Origin of the sequence: Streptomyces paludis (genome assembly GCF_003344965.1) — a bacterium.
Classification (GTDB): domain Bacteria; phylum Actinomycetota; class Actinomycetes; order Streptomycetales; family Streptomycetaceae; genus Streptomyces; species Streptomyces paludis.
In genome coordinates this window covers 1,623,772-1,642,390 of the sequence record NZ_CP031194.1, presented here as the reverse complement: position 1 = coordinate 1,642,390, position 18,619 = coordinate 1,623,772, and the positions used below count along the sequence as shown (strand labels likewise).

Below are 18,619 nucleotides of genomic sequence, written 5' to 3'. Positions count from 1 at the left end.
GTGCGAGCGCGGCGAGAGGCGGAACAGGTGCGGAAACGGGACCACGGGGCCGAGACGGAACACCGGCGCGGCAGGCCACGCAGTGAGGCCGTCGAGCGGGCGATCCTGGAGGCCGTCGTGGTCCTGCTGGAGGACGGCGTCCCGCTCGGCTCCCTCTCCGTCGAACGCATCGCCCGTACGGCGGGTGTCGGCAAGGCGACCATCTACCGGCGCTGGCCCGGCAAGGAGGAGCTGTTCGTCGAGGTTCTGCGCGCGATCGAGCCGCCGGATCCCGAACTGCCGGGCGAATCGGCGCTGGCGGATCTCCGGATCCTGCTGGAGTCGATGCGCCGGCGCGGCCTCGCCCAGCGGAACTCGGCCATGCTGCACAACGCGGCGGCCGAGATGAAGAGCAGCCCCAACCTCTGGGCGGAGTACCACAAGACGGTCATCGGCCCCCGGCGCGAGGCCACCCTCGCGGTGATCCGCCGGGGGATCGCCACCGGTGAACTCCGCGACGACCTGGAGGCGGAGCTGGTCCACGACCTGCTGGTCGGCCCGATGATCATGCGCACCCTCCACCGGCCGGGCGCGTCGCTCGACGAGGACCTCCCCGACCGGATCCTCGACGCCGCCCTCCAGGGCCTCAGCCCTCAGCACCCGGCGGCGGCCTCTGCGGCGGCCCCGGCCGCGGCCACCGGAGCGAGCCGTTCCGGGGGCCGGCTCCCGTGACTTCCGTACGCGAAACGCCCGGCCGGTGAGGCTGATCACACCCGTACCGGCCGGGCCCCCGGACCCCCGTCGGAACCCCCGCCGCGTGTGATCGTTCTGTCACACCTGCTGGTTGTTCGTCCCTGGCCGGAACTTCCCGCCCCACGCCCTTCGTCTCCGAGCCAGTACGGCCGTCTTCGGACGGCGGAGAAAGCGGCCTCACATCCCTTAGTGTCAGGGGCGGGCGTGCACGGGCAAGGGCAGTGAGGGCGGCGGAATGACGCAGGAGTACACGGCGCAGCCGATGGCTAACGGCGGGGAGGGCGGCGGGCCGTACGGTCCCGGCGGCGCCGGGAACGGGGCCGGGGACGGCTTCGGAGAAGGCGCCGGAGAAGCCCGTCCGGTCTCGCGCGGCAGAGCCCTCCTGGCGCGTCTGGACCGCTGGCGCAGGGACCCCGGGACCTGGCGGCGCGGCATCATCATCGCCGTACTCGCCGTGGCCATCGCCCTGCTGATGATCCTTCACGCGCAGATCCCCAACAAGATCGGCAACCTGGGCAGTCTCACCGAAACCTTCCTGCCCTGGCTCGGACTCTTCGTCCCGCTGCTCCTGATCCTCGCGCTGGTGCGCCGCTCCGCCACCGCGCTCATCGCCCTGCTGCTCCCCACGATCGTCTGGGCGAACCTGTTCGGCGGACTCGTCACGGACAAGTCCGGCGGCGGCGGCGACCTCGTGGTCGCGACCCACAACGTCAACGCGGACAACCCCGACCCGAAGGGCACCGCGGCCGACCTGGCGGAGTCCGGGGCGGACGTCCTCGCGCTGGAGGAGCTGAAGGCCAGTGCCGTACCGGTGTACGAGGCGGCGCTGGCCGGCACGTACAAGTACCACTCCGTCCAGGGCACCGTCGGCCTCTGGAGCAAGTACCCGCTGAGCGGCACCCGGCCCGTCGACATCCGGCTGGGCTGGGTCCGCGCCATGCGCTCCACGGTCACCACTCCGTCCGGCCCCGTCGCCGTTTATGTGGCGCATCTGCCCTCCGTACGGGTCAAGCTGCACGCGGGCTTCACCGCCAACCAGCGCGACAAGAGCGCGGACGCGCTGGGCGAGGCGATCGCGGACGAGCGGCTGCCCCGGGTGATCCTGCTCGGCGACCTCAACGGCACGATGAACGACCGCTCCCTGAACGCCGTCACCTCCCAGATGCGCTCCACCCAGGGCGCGGCCGGACACGGCCCCGGGTTCAGCTGGCCGGCCGCGTTCCCGCTGGCCAGGATCGACCAGATCATGGTGAAGGGCGTCGAGCCGACCTCCTCCTGGAGCCTGCCGAGGACGGGCAGCGACCATCTGCCGATCGCGGCGCGGGTGGATCTGACGGAGAACGACGCCAGATCCTGAGCGTCACCTCCTGCATTCAGATCGGCCTGATTCCGATCGCCGCGGGAGCGCTTGCCGCAATCCCGTGTTCATCTCCCGGAATACATGACCTGAGAGACTTTGTTCCGCGAGGGTACTAATCTGTGCGGCTCATCCGTGCGGCTCATCCGTACGTCCTCGTACCTCTTCGTACGCCGTCGTACGTCGTCCCCTCGCGCGCGCCGCGGCGCGCAGCCCTTTGAAAGGTCTCTTGTCATGCCCTTCGCCCTGCTCGCCTTGGCCGTCAGTGCCTTTGGCATCGGGACGACCGAGTTCGTCATGATGGGCCTGCTGCCCAACGTGGCGGACGATCTGGGAACCTCCGTGCCGACCGCCGGCTATCTGGTGTCGGCCTACGCGATCGGCGTCGTCATCGGCGCCCCGCTGCTCACCGCCGTCGGCTCCCGAGTCCCGCGCAAGCGGATGCTGCTCCTGCTGATGGTCCTCTTCGTCGTCGGCAACCTCGCCTCCGCGCTCGCCCCCGACTTCGGCTGGCTGCTCGCCGGGCGGGTGCTCGCCGGGCTGCCGCACGGCGCGTTCTTCGGGGTCGGCGCGGTCGTCGCCGCCCGGCTGGTGGCGGAGGGACGCCAGGCGCGGGCCGTGGCGACCATGTTCCTCGGGCTGACCGTCGCCAACATCATCGGTGTCCCGGCCGCCACCCTGCTCGGCCAGCACCTCGGCTGGCGCGCCACCTTCCTCGTCGTCACGGTGATCGGCCTGGTCGCGCTGGCCGCGCTGGCCCGGCTCGTACCGTACGTACCCGTGGAGGCCCACCAGAGCGTCGGCCGCGAGCTGCGCGCCCTCAAGGACCGGCAGGTGCTGCTGGGCCTCGCGACGGCCGTCCTGGGCTTCGGCGGGGTCTTCGCCGTCTACTCGTACCTCGCCTCGATGACCACCGAGGTGATGGGCTTCGGTGAGTCCTCCGTCACCCTGGTGCTCGCGCTCTTCGGCATCGGCATGACCCTCGGCGCGCTGGCGGCGGGACCGCTGACGGACCGGGCGCTGCGGCCCACGCTCTACGGGTCGCTCGGCACCCTCGCCGTGGTGCTGGTCGCCTTCCGCTTCACCGTGCACATCCAGTGGGCGGCGCTGGTGACGGTGGTGATCCTGGGCGCGGTCGGCTTCATGACGACCACGCCGCTCCAGATGCTCGTCATGAGCAAGGCCAAGGACGCCCCCACGCTGGCCTCCGCCTCGAACCACTCGGCCTTCAACCTGGCCAACGCGGGCGGCGCCTGGGCCGGTGGCGCGGCCATCGCGGCGGGCTGGGGCTGGATGTCCCCGACACTGGTCGGCGCCGTCCTGGCGGCCGTCGGGCTGGCCATCGCGGTCACGGCCGGATTCCTCGACCGCGGCGGCCGGGGCGGCCGGGGTACGGCGCCGGAGGGCTCGCGCGTCGTCGCCTCGGGCGGGGTGAGCGCGCCCGCGGAGGCCGTGGAGCGCGTGGGCTGAAGCTGATACCCGCGCGGCGCGCGGTGGTGCCGCATGTGCTGTTACGTGCGGCACCACCGCGCGCCGTCATGGGGGCGCAGGCTCTCAGGCCGTCGTCTCGCGCCAGCGGTTGGTGATCGGCAGCCGGCGGTCCTTGCCGAAGCCCTTCGCGGAGATCTTCGTCCCCGGCGGGTACTGGCGCCGCTTGTACTCGGCCGTGTCCACCATCCGCAGCGTCTTCGCGACCAGCTCGGCGTCGAAGCCCGCGGCCACGATCGCGTCCATGCCCTGGTCCCGGTCGACGTACAGATCCAGGATCCGGTCCAGTACGTCGTAGTCCGGCAGCGAGTCCGCGTCGACCTGGCCGGGGCGCAGTTCGGCGCTCGGCGGCTTGGAGATCGAGGCTTCCGGGATCGGCGGCGTCTGGCCGCGCTCCTCGGCGGCCCGGTTGCGCCAGCGCGCCAGCCGGAACACATACGTCTTGTAGACGTCCTTGATCGGGCCGTACGCGCCGACGGAGTCGCCGTACAGCGTCGAATACCCCACCGCCAGCTCCGACTTGTTGCCCGGCGCCAGCACGATATGGCCCTCCTGGTTGGAGATCGCCATCAGCATCGTGCCGCGCAGCCGCGCCTGGAGGTTCTCCTCCGCGAGCCCGGACAGCCCGAGCGAACCCATGTACGCGTCGAACATCGGCTCGATGGAATGGGTCCGGAAGTTGAGGCCCGTACGGCGTGCCAGCTCGGCGGCGTCGCCCTTCGAGTGGTCCGACGAGTACTTGGACGGCATGGACACGCCGTACACGTTCGCCGCGCCCAGCGCGTCACAGGCGATCGCGGCGACGAGCGCCGAGTCGATCCCGCCGGAGAGCCCGATCAGCACCGACCGGAAGCCGTTCTTCGCCGCGTACGCGCGCAGCCCCACGACCAGCGCCGAGTACATCTCCTCGTCGTCGTCGAGCCGGTCCGCGTGGCCGCCGGTCAGCTCCGGCTCGTACGCGGGCAGCGGGTCCGCGGAGAGGACGACGCGGTCGATCCGCAGCCCGTCGTCCACGACGCCCGTGGGCGGCTCCGCGGCGGCGGCCGGCAGGTCGAGGTCCAGGATGACCGAGCCCTCCGCGAACTGCGGCGCCCGCGCGATCACTTCGCCGTCCTTGTCGACGACGATCGAGTCGCCGTCGAAGACCAGCTCGTCCTGGCCGCCGATCATCGCGAGGAACGCGATCGTGCAGCCTGCCTCCTGGGCACGCTTACGGACCAGCTCCAGCCGCGTGTCGTCCTTCTCGCGCTCGTACGGCGAGGCGTTGATCGACAGCAGCAGCCCGGCCCCGGCGGACCGGGCGGCCGGCACGCGCCCGCCGTCCTGCCACAGGTCCTCGCAGATGGCGAGCGCGACATCCACCCCGTGCACCCGGACGACGGGCATCGTGTCGCCCCGTACGAAGTACCGGAACTCGTCGAAGACGCCGTAGTTCGGCAGATGGTGCTTGGCGAAATTCAGCACCACCCCGCCGCGGTGCAGTACGGCCGCGGCGTTGCGCGGGGCGCCCGCGGGCTGCCCGTACCGCTGCTGGGACTCCGCGGCGCGGTCGAGGTAGCCGACGACGACGGGCAGTTCGCCGAGGCCCTCCTCGTCGAGCCGGACGGCGAGCGCGCGCACGGCGGCCCGGGACGCCTCGACGAAGGACGACCGCAGCGCGAGATCCTCGACGGGGTAACCGGTCAGCGCCATCTCGGGGAACGCGACGAGGTGCGCCCCCTGCTCGGCGGCGTGCCGGGTCCAGTGCACGATCGCCTCGGCGTTCGCGGCGAGGTCCCCGACGGTCGAGTCGATCTGATTCAGGGCGAGACGTAGTTGAGGCACGCCGCCCAGTGTAATCGTCTGACTGACATGATGTCCTGGAGCGGCTGTGTGGGGCGCCCCACTCGGGACGCCCCACAGGTGCTGCGTGCTGCTACGCGCGCGGCTTCGCGCCCCGCGCCGCCAGCAGGTCGGCCATCAGCTTCATCTCCGACTCCTGCGCGGCGACCATGCCGGCCGCCAGGCTCTTCTCCGTATCGACCGCGCAGAGCTGAACGCAGCCCTGCGCCATCGTGACGCCGCCCTTGTGGTGGTCGGTCATCAGCTGGAGGTAGAGGATCTCGGCCTGCTTGCCGCGGGCCTTCCTGAGGCTCTCCAGCTCCGTCCTGGTGGCCATGCCGGCCATCAGGGAGCCGTCGTGGGCCTCGTAGGCGCCGTGGTCGTCCGCCATGCCCTCCATGCTGTCCATGGAGCTGTGCGCGTCCCCGTCCCCGGAGGCCGACGCGGCCATCCAGGCCATCGGCTCCGTACCGGACTCCAGCTTCGGCAGCCCCCACAGGTCCAGCCAGCCCAGCAGCATCCCGCGCTGGTTCGCCTGGGTGTTGGCGATGTCGTACGCCAGCCGGCGTATCTCCTCGTCGTCCGTGCTGTCCCGGACGATGAAGGACATCTCCACCGCCTGCTGGTGGTGGACGGCCATGTCACGGGCGAAGCCCGCGTCCGCCGAGTCCGACGACGGGGTACGGGCACCGGACGCGCCGGAGCCGCTGTCGCGCCCGGCCGACGCGACCGCGGCCGTACCGGCGAAGACCAGCGCCAGGACGACGGCGACACCGGCCGCCCACTGCGTACGGGTGACACGGCGACGGGGCGCGGGCACGTACTCCTCCTCGGACCCGTCCTCGGCCCCTTCCGCGGTCCCCTTCTCGTCCCCGGCGGCCCCGGTCACGCGGCGTCCAGCCCGCCCGTGCAGGCGGCGCCCGGCTCGGGGGTCTGCGCGCCCTGGACGTACTTCGTGAGGAACTGGTCGACGCGCGAGTCGTCCGCGCTGTCCACCGTGACCTGCTTGCCCCAGGCGCTCAGCATGATCGCGCCCTTCTGGTCCTGGACCGGGCTCATCATCGAGTACTTGGTCTTCTTGACCTTCTCGGCGAGCGCCTTCACGTCGTCGTCCGACGCCTTGTCGTTGTACGTGACCCAGACCGCGCCGTGCTCCAGCGAGTGGACGGCGTTCTTGTCCGGGATGGCCTTGTCGTAGACGTCGCCGTCGCAGTTCATCCAGACCTGGTCGTGGTCACCGCCCACCGGCGGGGTCATCGGGTACGTGACCGCCTTGGTGACGTGGTTGCGGCCGAGCTTCTCGGCGTCCCAGGACTTCTCGCCGGTCACGGGCGCGGCCACGGCGGCCTTCTCGGCCGCCTTCTTGTCGGATTCCTTGTTGAGGAGGAAGGCGCCGCCGCCGACGAGCGCGGCCACGACGAGAGCGCTCGCCGTGATCGTGATGATGCGGCTGCGCCGCTCACGGGCGCGCTCGGCGCGGCGCATCTCCTCTATTCGGGCCTTGCGCTCGGCGGACTGGGACTTGGAAGCCATGATGTGTGTCCTTCTGGGGATACGTGTGTGCGGTGGAGGCGGAACGTGGTGATCAGCGGGGGTGGGGCCCGGCTACGTCCGCAGCACTTGAAGGACGTGGAGATCCGGCGCGCGGGCGTGCGCTCCGGAGCGGGGCGCCCGGCCGACGGGGTGCGCCACGGTGAGATGCGAGAGCTGTACGCCGTCGGCGAGGGGGGCGACGGGCGGCGGGACGGTGAGTACGGCCGGGCTCAGATGCGGGAAGAACCCGCAGTCGCCCTTGCCGTACGGGCAGATGTAGCGGGCCCCGGCCTCGGCGGGAGCCGTGACCGTGTGGGCCGTGCCGCCCTCGTGCGTGACGTACGCGACATCCGAGGCGCCCGAAGCGCCCGAGGGGGCGGCGGAGACGGCGCCGGACCCGCCGCCGAGACAGATGAGGAACGCGGCGAAGAGCGTCGCCACAGCACTCACCAGCGCCGTGGGACGCGTTCCGCGTATATGGCCGCGCCGCGAACCCCCCATGGGCGCAGATCGTAGTGCGTGGGGAGGGGGTGGCGGCAGGCCGGTGGCACCGATCGGGGCGCGGGCCGTAACGGAACGGGTGCGGATAGGGGTACGAAACGGTCAGGAGCGGGGTACAAAGGGGCATGGCCGAGCAAGCGAAGAGCGGACCGGTGACGCCCGACCCGGCGCCCGGCGCGGCCCGCGACCCGGCGCCCGATCCGGCGCCCGATCCGGCCTCCGACGCGGGCGTCGACGAGGTGACCCACGCGGTGCTGGCCGCGTCCCGCCTGCTGGTCGACATCTCCGTACGCTGCCTCGCCTCCGTCGGCGAACCGGTCACCCTGCCGCAGCTGCGGCTGCTCGTGGTCCTCGCCGCCCATGGCGACGCCAAGCTCGTGGAGGTCGCCGAGCGGCTCGGGGTGAATCCGTCGACCGCCATGCGCATGCTCGACCGGCTGATCGCCGCCGGGCTGGCCGACCGGCAGAGCAACCCCGACGACCGCCGCCGCACAAGGCTGCGGCTCACCCCGGCCGGTCACGCCCTGGTCGAACGCGTCACCGCCGCGCGCCACCGGGAGATCGCCGCGATCGTGGCGCGGATGGCCCCGGCACAGCGTGTCGCCCTGGTCGGCGCGCTCGCCGCGTTCACGGAGGCGGGCGACGAGCCCCCGGCAGAGCCGTACCCGTACCCGTATCCGCCGGACTGGCCGAGTAACGCAAAGTAGCCAATTGCTGTCCGAAGGTCGCCGTTGGGGTGGCGGACAGTCGCCAGAAGTGATCTTGGGCCAGCTGGATTGTGGTCGGCTGTTTCTCGGGCACCACACGTACAGGCACTATGGGCGGGAGTCCGACACGCACATGATGCGGAACGTTGGACGGGGGTTCGCAACGCGACCGAAATCGTGTGGTGGGATGCTCATGTGCCCCAACGTGCCCCGCGGCATGGGAGCAGGTGGCCTGACCAGCAAGGATGGGTAGGACAACTAATATGGACAAGCAGCAGGAATTTGTTCTCCGCACGCTGGAGGAGCGGGACGTCCGCTTCGTGCGTCTCTGGTTCACCGATGTTCTCGGCTTCCTGAAGTCGGTCGCCGTCGCACCCGCGGAGCTGGAGCAGGCTTTCGACGAAGGCATCGGCTTCGACGGCTCCGCCATCGAGGGCTTCGCCCGGGTGTACGAGTCCGACATGATCGCCAAGCCCGATCCGGGCACCTTCCAGATCCTGCCCTGGCGCGCGGAGGCCCCCGGCACGGCCAGGATGTTCTGCGACATCCTGATGCCCGACGGCTCGCCGTCCTTCGCGGACCCGCGCTATGTGCTCAAGCGGATGCTCGCCAAGACCTCGGACCTGGGCTTCACCTTCTACACCCACCCCGAGATCGAGTTCTTCCTGCTCAAGGACAAGCCCGTCGACGGCAGCCGCCCCACCCCCGCCGACAGCTCCGGCTACTTCGACCACACCCCGCAGAACGTGGGGATGGACTTCCGGCGCCAGGCGATCACGATGCTCGAATCGATGGGCATCTCGGTGGAGTTCAGCCACCACGAGGGCGCCCCGGGCCAGCAGGAGATCGACCTGCGGTACGCGGACGCGCTGTCGACGGCCGACAACATCATGACGTTCCGCCTGATCATGAAGCAGGTCGCCCTGGAGCAGGGCGTCCAGGCGACGTTCATGCCGAAGCCGTTCTCCGAGTACCCCGGCTCCGGCATGCACACCCACCTCTCCCTCTTCGAGGGAGACCGCAACGCGTTCTACGAGTCCGGCGCGGAGTACCAGCTGTCCAAGGTCGGCCGCTCCTTCATCGCGGGGCTGCTGCGCCACGCGGCGGAGATCTCGGCCGTCACCAACCAGTGGGTCAACTCGTACAAGCGCATCTGGGGCGGCTCGTCCCGCACCGCGGGCTCGGGCGGCGAGGCCCCCTCGTACATCTGCTGGGGTCACAACAACCGCTCCGCGCTGATCCGCGTCCCGATGTACAAGCCCGGCAAGACCGGCTCCGCCCGTGTCGAGGTCCGCTCGATCGACTCGGGCGCCAACCCGTACCTGACGTACGCGGTGCTCCTGGCCGCCGGCCTCAAGGGCATCGAGGAGGGCTACGAACTCCCGGCGGGCGCCGACGACGACGTCTGGGCCCTCTCCGACTCCGAGCGCCGTGCGATGGGCATCGAGCCCCTCCCGCAGAACCTGGGCGAGGCGATCTCCCTGATGGAGCGGAGCGAACTGGTCGCCGAGACCCTCGGCGAGCACGTCTTCGACTTCTTCCTCCGCAACAAGAAGCAGGAGTGGGAGGAGTACCGCTCCGAGGTCACGGCCTTCGAGCTGAAGAAGAACCTGCCGGTGCTGTAACCGGCGGGTGGGTGTGTTCGGTGTGTTGTTCCGGCCGGCGGGCCGGCGGGGGCTTCGGCTCTCCGCCGGCCCGCCGCGCTGTTCCTAGCGCGTGGCCGTCAGGGCGAGTGGGGCGAGCAGGGTGAGTGCGGCGATGAGGGTCCAGGTGGCGGGGTGGCCCAGGTTCATCGTCCAGGTGGGGCCGCCGGAGCGCTGGTGGACGAAGAGGGCCGGGTCGGTGCGGTTGGCGTAGACGAAGCCGGCCAGGTGCCAGTGACGGTCGTCCTCGCGCTGGACCAGGGGGGATGTCTCGGCCGCCTCCTCCGGGGTGGCGGGCAGCCGGTGTCCGGCCTGGCCGACGCGGAACTCGAAGACCAGCCACGCCACGACCGCGAGCGCCAGGGGCGCGCACGTGAGGGCCGTGGCCGGGCCCGGGGGCAGCGGTCCGGCGAGGGGCCGGGTCTCCCACAGGCGCAGGGCGAGCAGGAGCACGGTCAGATTCGCGCAGGCCGTGCCGAAGGCGATCGGCCGGACCAGCCGGGCCAGATAGGCGCGGTAGCGCCGGGCCGAGCCCGCCGGGCGGGCGGCGTCGAGGTCCGGGCGCGCCCGGGTCAGTACGGCGGTCAGCAGGGGCATCAGCAGCGTCAGGGCCGCCTGGACCAGTACGGGCGCGAACGCCGTCATGAGTGTCGTACGCACCCGGTCCGAGGCGTCCACGGCCAGGCCGTGCGCGGTGGGCAGCGTCGGCGGCAGCCCGCCGTACCGCGCGATCCCCACGGCCGCCGTCGCCAGCAGGACGAGCACGGCGGGCGCGAGCCACGGCCACGGCAGGCGTACGCGTTCGGTACGGAGGCGGGTGTCGGCGGTGATGCCCTGGCGGGTGCCCGCGTACCAGCCCTCCCGGGCCTTCGCCGCCCGGATCCGGCGGTGCGCCAGCCCGTAGAGGAGCGCGTCGGCGAGGGCGAGGGTAAGGGCCGGGGCCAGGGTGACGGCGGGGGTGCCGTACGGGTCCGGGGCCGCCGCGCTCGCCACGACCGTCACCGCCGCGGCGAGCGCGCCCAGGCCCAGCACCCGGCGCGCGTGGCGGCGCCGCTCCCCGACGACCGCCGGATCGGCGGCGTACCCGGGTGGCACGCGTACGCCGAAGGGCAGCTCCGGGCGGGTGAGCAGGGGGAGCGACCACCCGAGGACGGTGACCAGCGTGATGGCGAGCAGATCGGTGACGAGCGGCATGGTCACGCCCTGGCCCCTTCCGTTTTCGTTTCCGCTTCCACTTCCGTTTCCGTTTCCGTCTCCGTGAGGTCGCGCGCGGTGAACGTGTCCAGCACACCCCCCACCCGCCGCCGTACCTCGTCCTGGTCGACCCCCTGGGCCGCGGCCTCGGCGAGCAGCGTGCGCAGCCGGGCCTGCCAGTCGTCCGGGAAGGGCGCCTCGGGCGGCCCGGAGCGCGGATCGCGCCGTACGACGGCACCGCTCTTGCGGTTGACCCGGATGAGCCCTTCCTGGCGCAGCAGGTCGTACGCCTTGTTCACGGTGTGGAAGTTGATGGCCAGATCCGTGCCCAGCTGCCGGGTCGAGGGCAGGGCCGAGCCCGCCACCAGCTCGCCGGTGGCGATGGCTTCCACGATCCGGTCCCGGATCTGCTGATAGATCGGCGTCTCGCTGTCGGCGTCAAGGCTCAGTTGCACGCTCCGAACTATAGCTGTTATACATGTCGTAGAACAGATGCAAGAGATAGCTCAAGAGATCGACAGGGTGAAGAAGGAGACGCATTCATGGCACTCGCCGAGACCACCCCCGCCGCACTCGTGATCCGGCTGGAAGGGCTGCGCCGTACCTTCGGCCGGCGCCGGCCCCTGACCATTCCCTGGGCCAACGTCCAGCAGGTGTACGCCGACGAGCGCGTCGCCCGCGCGTACCCCGGGGCCCGCTGGGGCGTCGCCACGCACTTCCCCGGCGTCATCACCCTCGGCTCGTTCCGCCGCGCGGGCCGTCGTACCTTCTGGGACGTCCGCGATCCGGCGCGCGCCATCGTGGTGGAGCTGAGCGGGGAGAAGTACGACCGGCTCGTCCTCGAAGTCGCCGATCCGGCGCGGACGTTGGCCGCTATAGAAGGCGCGAGGCGCTAGCCGCGCGGGATGGCGGCGGGGCGGGTAGCGGCGCGATCGTGGGGCGCCGGCAGCACCCCCGTCGCTGCCGGCCCCATGGTCGGCCATCCTGGACCGGACGGCGCCCTCGCCGCCACTCAATTCACGCGAAGCCGATTCACGAGAAGCGCCAGCGCGTCTGGCCGTACGGGTCCTTGGCGAAGCCGAAGGCCGTACGGGGGAAGACCGCGAAGACCAGCGCCGGATGGCTGCCGCCGACGACGAAGGCCCCCTCCCGTACGTCGACATGCCAGTCCGGGCCGTACTTGGCCTCCCACGCCTCCGCCAGCGCGGTCAGCCGGCCCTCGTCGGCCACGCGTACGGCCGTACCCTCGACCACCAGGTCGCAGCCGGCGCGGAGGGTGTTCGTGCCCGTGGTGAGGACCACCTCCGGGCAGTGGGCGAGGTTCCGGGCCTTGCGCTCGTCCGCGCCGGTGCAGAAGTACAGCGCGCCGTCCCACCACACGGCCAGCAGCGGGGTGACATGCGGGCGGCCCTCGGGCCGTACGGTCGTCAGCCAGAAGACCTCGGCCCCGGCCAGCAGCTCCACCGCCCGCGGCCAGGGCAGGGGCTCGGCCGCCGGGTCGCCGTAGCGGGGATCCAGCTCGGTGCGGGGGACCTTCGGGGGGTGCTCCGGGGGGTGCGAGGAGTCCTTGGACATGGGGCAGCCGCCTCTCGTTCCGTGTGTGCCGACGTGTGTACGGGCTTTCGCATGTATTGACCGTGCCCGTCGCCGCGACTCATCGGTGCCGGGGCTAGGCTCCGTCGCAGGGTTTCCGGAGTGCGAGGACATCCGGAGCGTGGACAGGGGACGGACGGCGACACATGGCACTGCCGGGACGCAGAAGCAGTACGTTCACCCGCCTGCTGCGGCACGGCTTCACCGACCCGTCCGCCGCCGAGCGGCTGCTCGACCTGCCCGAGATGGCGCCCGTACGGTCCGATCCCATGCTGCTCGACGCCCTCGGCGGCGCCGCCGACCCCGATCTCGCGCTGCGCTCGCTCGTCCGGCTGACCGAGGCGCAGCGCCCCGACGAGCGGCGGGTGCTGCTGGACACGGTCGTGACGGCGAAGCCCCTGCGGGACCGGCTGCTTGGGGTGCTGGGGGCCTCCGAGGCGCTCGGTGACCATCTGGCCCGGCACCCCGGCGACTGGCACGTCCTGGAGACGTACGAGCCGGCGGACCTGCACCCGGGCGTCGCCGAGTTCGAGCGCGTCCTCGCCGCGGCGACCGACCCCGTCTCGCTGCGCATCGCCTACCGCCGCAGCCTGCTGGCCATAGCGGCCAGGGACGTCTGCGGTACGACGGATGTCGCCGAGGCCGCCGCCGAGCTGGCCGACCTCGCGACGGCGACCCTGCGCGCGGCCCTCGCGATCGCCAAGGCCGCCGCCCCCGAGGACGCCGCCGCCTGCCGGCTCGCGGTCATCGCGATGGGCAAGTGCGGCGGCCACGAGCTGAACTACGTCTCCGACGTGGACGTGATCTTCGTCGGGGAGCCGGTCGAGTCGGCGGACGGCGCCGTCGACGAGGGCGGGGCCATCCGGGCGGCGACCCGGCTGGCATCGCATCTGATGCGGATCTGCTCCGAGTCCAACATGGAGGGCACGATCTGGCCGGTCGACGCCAATCTGAGGCCCGAGGGGCGCAACGGTCCGCTCGTACGGACCCTCAGCAGCCATCTCGCCTACTACCAGCGCTGGGCCAAGACCTGGGAGTTCCAGGCCCTGCTCAAGGCCCGCGCGGTCGCCGGGGACCCGGCGCTCGGCGCGCGCTACATCGACGCCGTATCCCCGCTGGTCTGGCAGGCCGCCGAGCGCGACCACTTCGTCCCCGACGTGCAGAAGATGCGCCGCCGGGTCGTCGACAACATCCCGCCGGGCCAGGTGGAGCGCGAGCTGAAACTCGGCCCCGGCGGACTGCGCGACGTCGAATTCGCCGTCCAGCTCCTCCAGTTGGTGCACGGCCGCAGTGACCCCACGCTGCGCGGCGGCTCCACGCTCGACGCGCTGGCCGCGCTCGCGGCGGGCGGCTATGTGGGCCGTACGGACGCGGCGCAGCTGGACGAGGCGTACCGCTTCCTGCGCGCGATGGAGCACCGGATCCAGCTCTACCGGCTCCGGCGCACCCACCTGGTGCCGGAGGACGAGGCGGACCTGCGGCGGCTCGGGCGCTCGCTCGGGCTGCGCGGCGATCCGGTCGCCGAGCTGAACCGGGCCTGGAAGCGGCACGCCTCCGTCGTCCGGCGGCTGCACGAGAAGATCTTCTACCGGCCGCTGCTCGACGCCGTCGCCCAGCTCGCGCCCGGCGAGACCCGGCTCTCCCCGAAGGCGGCGGGCCAGCGGCTGGAGGCACTCGGGTACGCGGACCCGGTGGCGGCGCTGCGCCATCTGGAGGCGCTGTCGTCCGGTGTGACCCGCAAGGCGGCGATCCAGCGGACGCTGCTGCCGGTGCTGCTCGGCTGGTTCGCGGACTCGGCCGACCCCGACGCCGGGCTCCTGGGCTTCCGCAAGGTCTCGGACGCGCTCGGCAAGACGCCCTGGTATCTGCGGCTGCTGCGCGACGAGGGGGCCGCGGCCGAGAACCTCGCGCGCGTGCTCTCCGCCGGGCGGCTCGCCCCCGATCTGCTGCTGCGGGCGCCCGAGGCGGTCGCCATGCTCGGCGACCCCCACGGGCTGACCCCGCGCGGCCGGGACCATCTGGAGCAGGAGGTCCTCGCGGCGGTCGGCCGCGCGGACACGTCCGAGGGCGCGGTCGAGTCCGCGCGCGGGGTGCGCAGGCGGGAGCTGTTCCGTACGACGGCCGCCGACATCATCGGCTCGTACGGTACGGAGGAGAGCCCCGCCGAGAAGGACCCCGGGGCGCTGGTCGACCGGGTGGGGAACGCGCTCACCGATCTCAACGCGGCCACCCTCGCGGGCGCGCTGCGCGCCGTCGTACGCACCCAGTGGGGCGACACACTGCCGACCCGGTTCGCGGTCATCGGCATGGGCCGGTTCGGCGGGCACGAGATGGGATACGGCTCGGACGCGGACGTCCTCTTCGTCCACGAGCCGCGCGAGGGCGTCGGCGAGCACGAGGCGGCCCAGGCGGCGAACGCGGTGGTGACCGAGATGCGGCGGCTGCTCCAAGTGCCGTCCTCCGAACCGCCGTTGCTGATCGACGCGGATCTCCGTCCGGAGGGCAAGAGCGGCCCGATGGTCCGCACGCTCGCCTCGTACGCCGCGTACTACCGCCGCTGGTCGCTGGGGTGGGAGAGCCAGGCGCTGCTGCGCGCCGAGCCGATGGCGGGCGACGCCGAGCTGGGCCGCCGCTTCATCGAGCTGATCGATCCGCTGCGCTATCCGGCCGAGGGCCTCGGCGAGGAGGCGGTACGGGAGATCCGCCGGCTCAAGGCGCGCATGGAGACCGAGCGGCTGCCGCGCGGCGCGGACCGTACGCTCCACACCAAGCTGGGCCGGGGCGGGCTCTCCGACGTCGAGTGGACCGTCCAGCTCCTCCAGATGCGCCACGGCCACGCGGTGCCCGCCCTGCGCACCACCCGCACCCGCGCGGCCCTGGTGGCGGCCGGCGCGGCGGGCCTGCTCGCGCCGGAGGACGCCCGGATCCTCGACGACGCGTGGGTGCTGGCGACCCGGGTGCGCAACGGCGCGATGCTGGTACGGGGCCGCCCGGGCGACACGTTCCCTTCGGACGCCCGCGAACTGGGCGCGATGGGCCGCTACCTGGGCTACGCGCCGGGCCCCACCACCCCCCAGGGCACCCGGCCGCCGGCCGCGCCCGCCTCGTACAGCGGGGACATGCTGGAGGACTACCGCCGCACGACGCGCCGGGCGCGCGCGGTGGTGGACAAGCTGTTCTACGGGACGGGGTGAGGGGCTGCCCGGCCCGTCCGCCGGACGCTCCACACGGTCTACGGCCGCAGGCCGCCGACAGATCTCCAGGTCACTGTCGGCGGCATTGACGATGTTCACGGCCGCCGTTCCGGCGGGGGCGCCGGCGGGGAGGGCGCTTCAGTCCGGGCAGCCGTTCGGGGAGCCGTCGGCCGTGGAGTCGATGGTCACGCGGTAGCCGTGACCCGAGCTGAATTCGGTCCCGGGCTTGCGCTCTTCGCTGAGAGTGAGTTCGTCCCCGCTCCCGAACGCGACGTTCAGTATCGTGCTCTTGTCCTCCTTGCCGAGGGTGAAGCACAGATCCGCCGGTTCCCCCGGTTTCGCCCGATTCCCTGAGCCGGCGGGATCGTAGGCGCCGAACAGCTTCCAGCCGTCGCGCTTCGCCGCCTCCCGGTAGTACTCGGTCACGTCCGTCTTGTCGCCCCTGTCTCCGGGGAACACATAGATCTGGTTGGCGTACACCCACGCGTCGCCGCTGTCCGCCCAGCAGCCGGAGTCGATGTCCTCGAAGCCCTTCGGCACGATGGCGCCCTCCGGGTGGGAGCCGAGGATGCTGTACGACTCCGCCTCCTCGATCCGGCTCTTGCTGTCCTCGCAGCCCCGGTCCAGCGCGGCGTCCAGAAGGTCGCAGCCGGTGAGGGCTCCGGTCGCCGTTATCAGTGACAGCAGCAGTGCGGCGCAGCGGCCGTAGCGGCCGGTTTCCGGGCGGGGTGCCAAGACGACTCCTGTGGTGGAGAGATCAGTACGCCGCGCGTCTCCCGGCGGGGCGTTCCGGGCGCCCTGTCGCGACCCGGCGTGGCAGACGGTACGGCAGCGCGCCGTACCAGAGGGCCGAGACGGCGAAGCCGAACGCCAGGCAGATCATGCCGCCCACGGCGTCCAGCCAGAAGTGGTTGGCGGTGGCGACGATCACCACCAGGGTGGCCGCCGGGTAGAGCAGACCGAGGATCCTCGCCCAGGGCGCCTTGGCGAGCGCGAAGATGGTCAGCCCGCACCAGAGCGACCAGCCGATGTGCATCGACGGCATCGCGGCGTACTGGTTCGACATGTTCTTGAGGTTGCCGGAGGCCATCGAGCCCCAGGTCTCGTGGTGGGCGACGGTGTCGATGAAGCCCAGCCCGGGCATGAGGCGCGGCGGTGCCAGCGGATACAGGTAGTAACCGAGCAGGGCCACCAGGGTGGTCGAGAAGAGCACCAGGCGGGTCGCCGCGTAACGGCCGGGATGGCTCCGGAAAAGCCAGACCAGTACGCCGATCGTGACAATGAAATGCAAGGTCGCGTAGTAGTAGTTCATGCCGATGATCAACCACGTCACCGAATCCACCGCGTGATTGATCGAACGTTCCACCGCAATGCCGAGCGTATGTTCCGTGCGCCAGATCCAGTCCGCGTTACTGAGCGCTTTCACCTTCTGTTCCGGAACGGCGTTACGGATCAGTGAGTAGGTGTAGTAACTCACCGCGATCAGGAGGATCTCGAACCAGATGCGCGGGCGGCGGGGGGTCCGCAGGCGCTGGAGCGCCTGGCGCGGGAGCCCGTACCGGCGCCGGCCGGGCGTGATGCCGGTCGCCTCGTCGGCCGTCCCGTCGGTCGCCGCCGGGCTGGCCGCCCCGTCAGGGATGGGTGACGGAGGAGTGGCCGTTCGGCTTTCCTGTGCGTTCACGGTGGATTCACCCATGGTGGGAAAGTCTGCCAGATTCGGGCCCTCGACCGATCATCCCTCGGTCCTGTTCCCGGCGCATTCGCTCCTACCCAGGTACGAGTTCCCGGCTCCTCAGGTACGCGTTCCTCCCGCGGTACCCGGGATTCCGGGGACCGGGCCCGAGGCGGTGGAACCGCGCACGACCAGTTCCGGCATGAACACGAATTCGCTGTGCGGCGCGGGTGTCCCGCCGATCTCCTCCAGGAGCGTGCGTACCGCGGCCTGGCCCATCGCCGGCACCGGCTTGCGGACGGTCGTCAGCGGCGGATCGGTGAACGCTATGAGGGGCGAGTCGTCGAAACCGACGACCGACAGATCCCTGGGCACCTCCAGACCGAGCCGGCGCGCGGCCCTGATCGCGCCGAGCGCCATCATGTCGCTCGCGCACACCACCGCCGTACAGCCGCGCTCGATCAGCGCCGAGGCCGCCGCCTGGCCGCCCTCCAGGGTGAACAGCGACTGCTGGATCAGCTCCTCGGTCTCCTCGGCGGAGAGCCCGAGCAGCTCCGGTACGACCGTACGGAACCCCTCGATCTTGCGGAGTACGGGGACGAACCGCCGGGGGCCGACCGCGAGGCCGATCCGCTGGTGGCCGAGCGAGACGAGATGGGTCACCGCGAGCCGGACGGCGGCGCGGTCGTCGGGGGAGATGAACGGCGCCCGTACCTTCGGCGAGAAGCCGTCCACCAGGACGAACGGCACGCCCTGGGCGCCCAGTTTCTCGTAGCGCCGCATGTCGGCGGAGGTGTCGGCGTGCAGCCCGGAGACGAAGATGATGCCGGAGACATCCCGTTCGACGAGCATCTCCGTCAGCTCGTCCTCGGTCGAGCCGCCGGGGGTCTGGGTCGCCAGCACCGGGGTGTAGCCCTGGCGGGTCAGCGCCTGGCCGATGACCTGGGCGAGCGCGGGGAAGATCGGGTTCTCCAGCTCGGGGGTGATCAGCCCGACCAGCCCCGCGCTGCGGCGGCGCAGACGTACGGGGCGTTCGTATCCGAGCACATCGAGCGCGGCGAGTACGGACTCGCGGGTGGTCGCGGCAACCCCGGGTTTGCCGTTCAGAACGCGGCTGACCGTCGCTTCGCTGACCCCCGCCTGAGCTGCGATATCGGCAAGCCGTGCGGTCATGTGAGTGGACT

At 71.6% G+C, this 18,619-nt stretch carries 17 protein-coding genes; 7 read left to right on the top strand and 10 right to left on the bottom strand.

Translation table 11 applies throughout. The features are described from left to right. Positions 1 to 27: 27 nt before the first annotated feature. The 3 genes from DVK44_RS07145 to DVK44_RS07135 all read left to right on the top strand — a co-directional run bounded on the left by DVK44_RS07145 (position 28) and on the right by DVK44_RS07135 (position 3,559). Positions 28 to 711 carry a TetR/AcrR family transcriptional regulator gene (locus tag DVK44_RS07145; protein ID WP_228447024.1) on the top strand — a complete coding sequence of 228 codons (684 nt, stop codon included), beginning with the start codon at positions 28 to 30 and terminating at the stop codon, positions 709 to 711. A gap of 256 nt (positions 712 to 967) precedes the next feature. Next, positions 968 to 2,089, top strand: a complete 1,122-nt coding sequence (locus tag DVK44_RS07140; RefSeq protein WP_228447023.1) for an endonuclease/exonuclease/phosphatase family protein — start codon at positions 968 to 970, stop codon at positions 2,087 to 2,089. A 234-nt stretch (positions 2,090 to 2,323) separates the two neighbouring features. After that, positions 2,324 to 3,559 (top strand): MFS transporter, encoded by a 1,236-nt coding sequence (locus DVK44_RS07135; RefSeq protein WP_114658874.1) that lies wholly within the window; start codon positions 2,324 to 2,326, stop codon positions 3,557 to 3,559. A gap of 84 nt (positions 3,560 to 3,643) precedes the next feature. Here the strand turns inward: DVK44_RS07135 and DVK44_RS07130 are convergent, their stop codons facing one another. From DVK44_RS07130 to DVK44_RS07115, 4 genes are all read right to left on the bottom strand, one after another. Beyond that, positions 3,644 to 5,401: an NAD+ synthase gene (locus DVK44_RS07130; RefSeq protein ID WP_114658873.1), complete on the bottom strand. Its 1,758-nt coding sequence runs from the start codon at positions 5,399 to 5,401 to the stop codon at positions 3,644 to 3,646. A 91-nt stretch (positions 5,402 to 5,492) separates the two neighbouring features. Then, complete coding sequence (locus DVK44_RS07125) at positions 5,493 to 6,218, bottom strand: DUF305 domain-containing protein (protein ID WP_114664962.1); 726 nt, start codon at positions 6,216 to 6,218, stop codon at positions 5,493 to 5,495. Between the two features lie 65 nt (positions 6,219 to 6,283). Further along, positions 6,284 to 6,931 carry a DUF3105 domain-containing protein gene (locus tag DVK44_RS07120; RefSeq protein ID WP_114658872.1) on the bottom strand — a complete coding sequence of 216 codons (648 nt, stop codon included), beginning with the start codon at positions 6,929 to 6,931 and terminating at the stop codon, positions 6,284 to 6,286. A gap of 72 nt (positions 6,932 to 7,003) precedes the next feature. Then, a complete protein-coding gene (locus DVK44_RS07115) occupies positions 7,004 to 7,381 on the bottom strand; it encodes a hypothetical protein (protein ID WP_228447022.1) in 378 nt (125 codons plus the stop codon). Between the two features lie 176 nt (positions 7,382 to 7,557). Here DVK44_RS07115 and DVK44_RS07110 point away from each other — a divergent pair, with 176 nt between their 5' ends. Next, entirely contained in the window at positions 7,558 to 8,139 is a 582-nt protein-coding gene (locus DVK44_RS07110) for a MarR family winged helix-turn-helix transcriptional regulator (protein WP_114658870.1), read from the top strand. 263 nt (positions 8,140 to 8,402) lie between these two features. Further along, complete coding sequence (locus DVK44_RS07105) at positions 8,403 to 9,764, top strand: glutamine synthetase family protein (RefSeq protein ID WP_114658869.1); 1,362 nt, start codon at positions 8,403 to 8,405, stop codon at positions 9,762 to 9,764. 84 nt (positions 9,765 to 9,848) lie between these two features. Here DVK44_RS07105 and DVK44_RS07100 read toward each other — a convergent pair whose 3' ends face one another. Both DVK44_RS07100 and DVK44_RS07095 read right to left on the bottom strand, forming a co-directional pair. Continuing rightward, the gene (locus tag DVK44_RS07100; protein ID WP_162793686.1) at positions 9,849 to 10,982 is read right to left on the bottom strand and encodes a DUF1648 domain-containing protein; all 1,134 of its coding nucleotides are present in this window, start codon (positions 10,980 to 10,982) and stop codon (positions 9,849 to 9,851) included. Next, entirely contained in the window at positions 10,979 to 11,431 is a 453-nt protein-coding gene (locus DVK44_RS07095) for a GntR family transcriptional regulator (RefSeq protein WP_114658867.1), read from the bottom strand. Before DVK44_RS07095 ends, DVK44_RS07100 begins: the two co-directional genes overlap by 4 nt. A gap of 87 nt (positions 11,432 to 11,518) precedes the next feature. Here DVK44_RS07095 and DVK44_RS07090 point away from each other — a divergent pair, with 87 nt between their 5' ends. Then, entirely contained in the window at positions 11,519 to 11,872 is a 354-nt protein-coding gene (locus DVK44_RS07090) for a hypothetical protein (protein WP_114658866.1), read from the top strand. A 136-nt stretch (positions 11,873 to 12,008) separates the two neighbouring features. On the opposite strand, the gene DVK44_RS07085 is transcribed toward DVK44_RS07090, so the two are convergent. Continuing rightward, positions 12,009 to 12,551 (bottom strand): pyridoxamine 5'-phosphate oxidase family protein, encoded by a 543-nt coding sequence (locus DVK44_RS07085; protein ID WP_114658865.1) that lies wholly within the window; start codon positions 12,549 to 12,551, stop codon positions 12,009 to 12,011. Between the two features lie 164 nt (positions 12,552 to 12,715). Between DVK44_RS07085 and DVK44_RS07080 the strand changes: the two genes are divergently transcribed. After that, positions 12,716 to 15,763 carry a bifunctional [glutamine synthetase] adenylyltransferase/[glutamine synthetase]-adenylyl-L-tyrosine phosphorylase gene (locus DVK44_RS07080; protein WP_114658864.1) on the top strand — a complete coding sequence of 1,016 codons (3,048 nt, stop codon included), beginning with the start codon at positions 12,716 to 12,718 and terminating at the stop codon, positions 15,761 to 15,763. Between the two features lie 138 nt (positions 15,764 to 15,901). On the opposite strand, the gene DVK44_RS07075 is transcribed toward DVK44_RS07080, so the two are convergent. The 3 genes from DVK44_RS07075 to DVK44_RS07065 form a co-directional block, all read right to left on the bottom strand. Continuing rightward, positions 15,902 to 16,498, bottom strand: a complete 597-nt coding sequence (locus tag DVK44_RS07075) for a hypothetical protein (protein WP_114658863.1) — start codon at positions 16,496 to 16,498, stop codon at positions 15,902 to 15,904. Positions 16,499 to 16,520: 22 nt separating this feature from the next. After that, on the bottom strand, positions 16,521 to 17,459 hold the full coding sequence (locus tag DVK44_RS07070) for a phosphatase PAP2 family protein (protein WP_114658862.1): 939 nt from the start codon (positions 17,457 to 17,459) through the stop codon (positions 16,521 to 16,523). A 96-nt stretch (positions 17,460 to 17,555) separates the two neighbouring features. Further along, positions 17,556 to 18,608 (bottom strand): LacI family DNA-binding transcriptional regulator, encoded by a 1,053-nt coding sequence (locus DVK44_RS07065; protein ID WP_114658861.1) that lies wholly within the window; start codon positions 18,606 to 18,608, stop codon positions 17,556 to 17,558. Between the last annotated feature and the right edge of the window lie 11 nt (positions 18,609 to 18,619).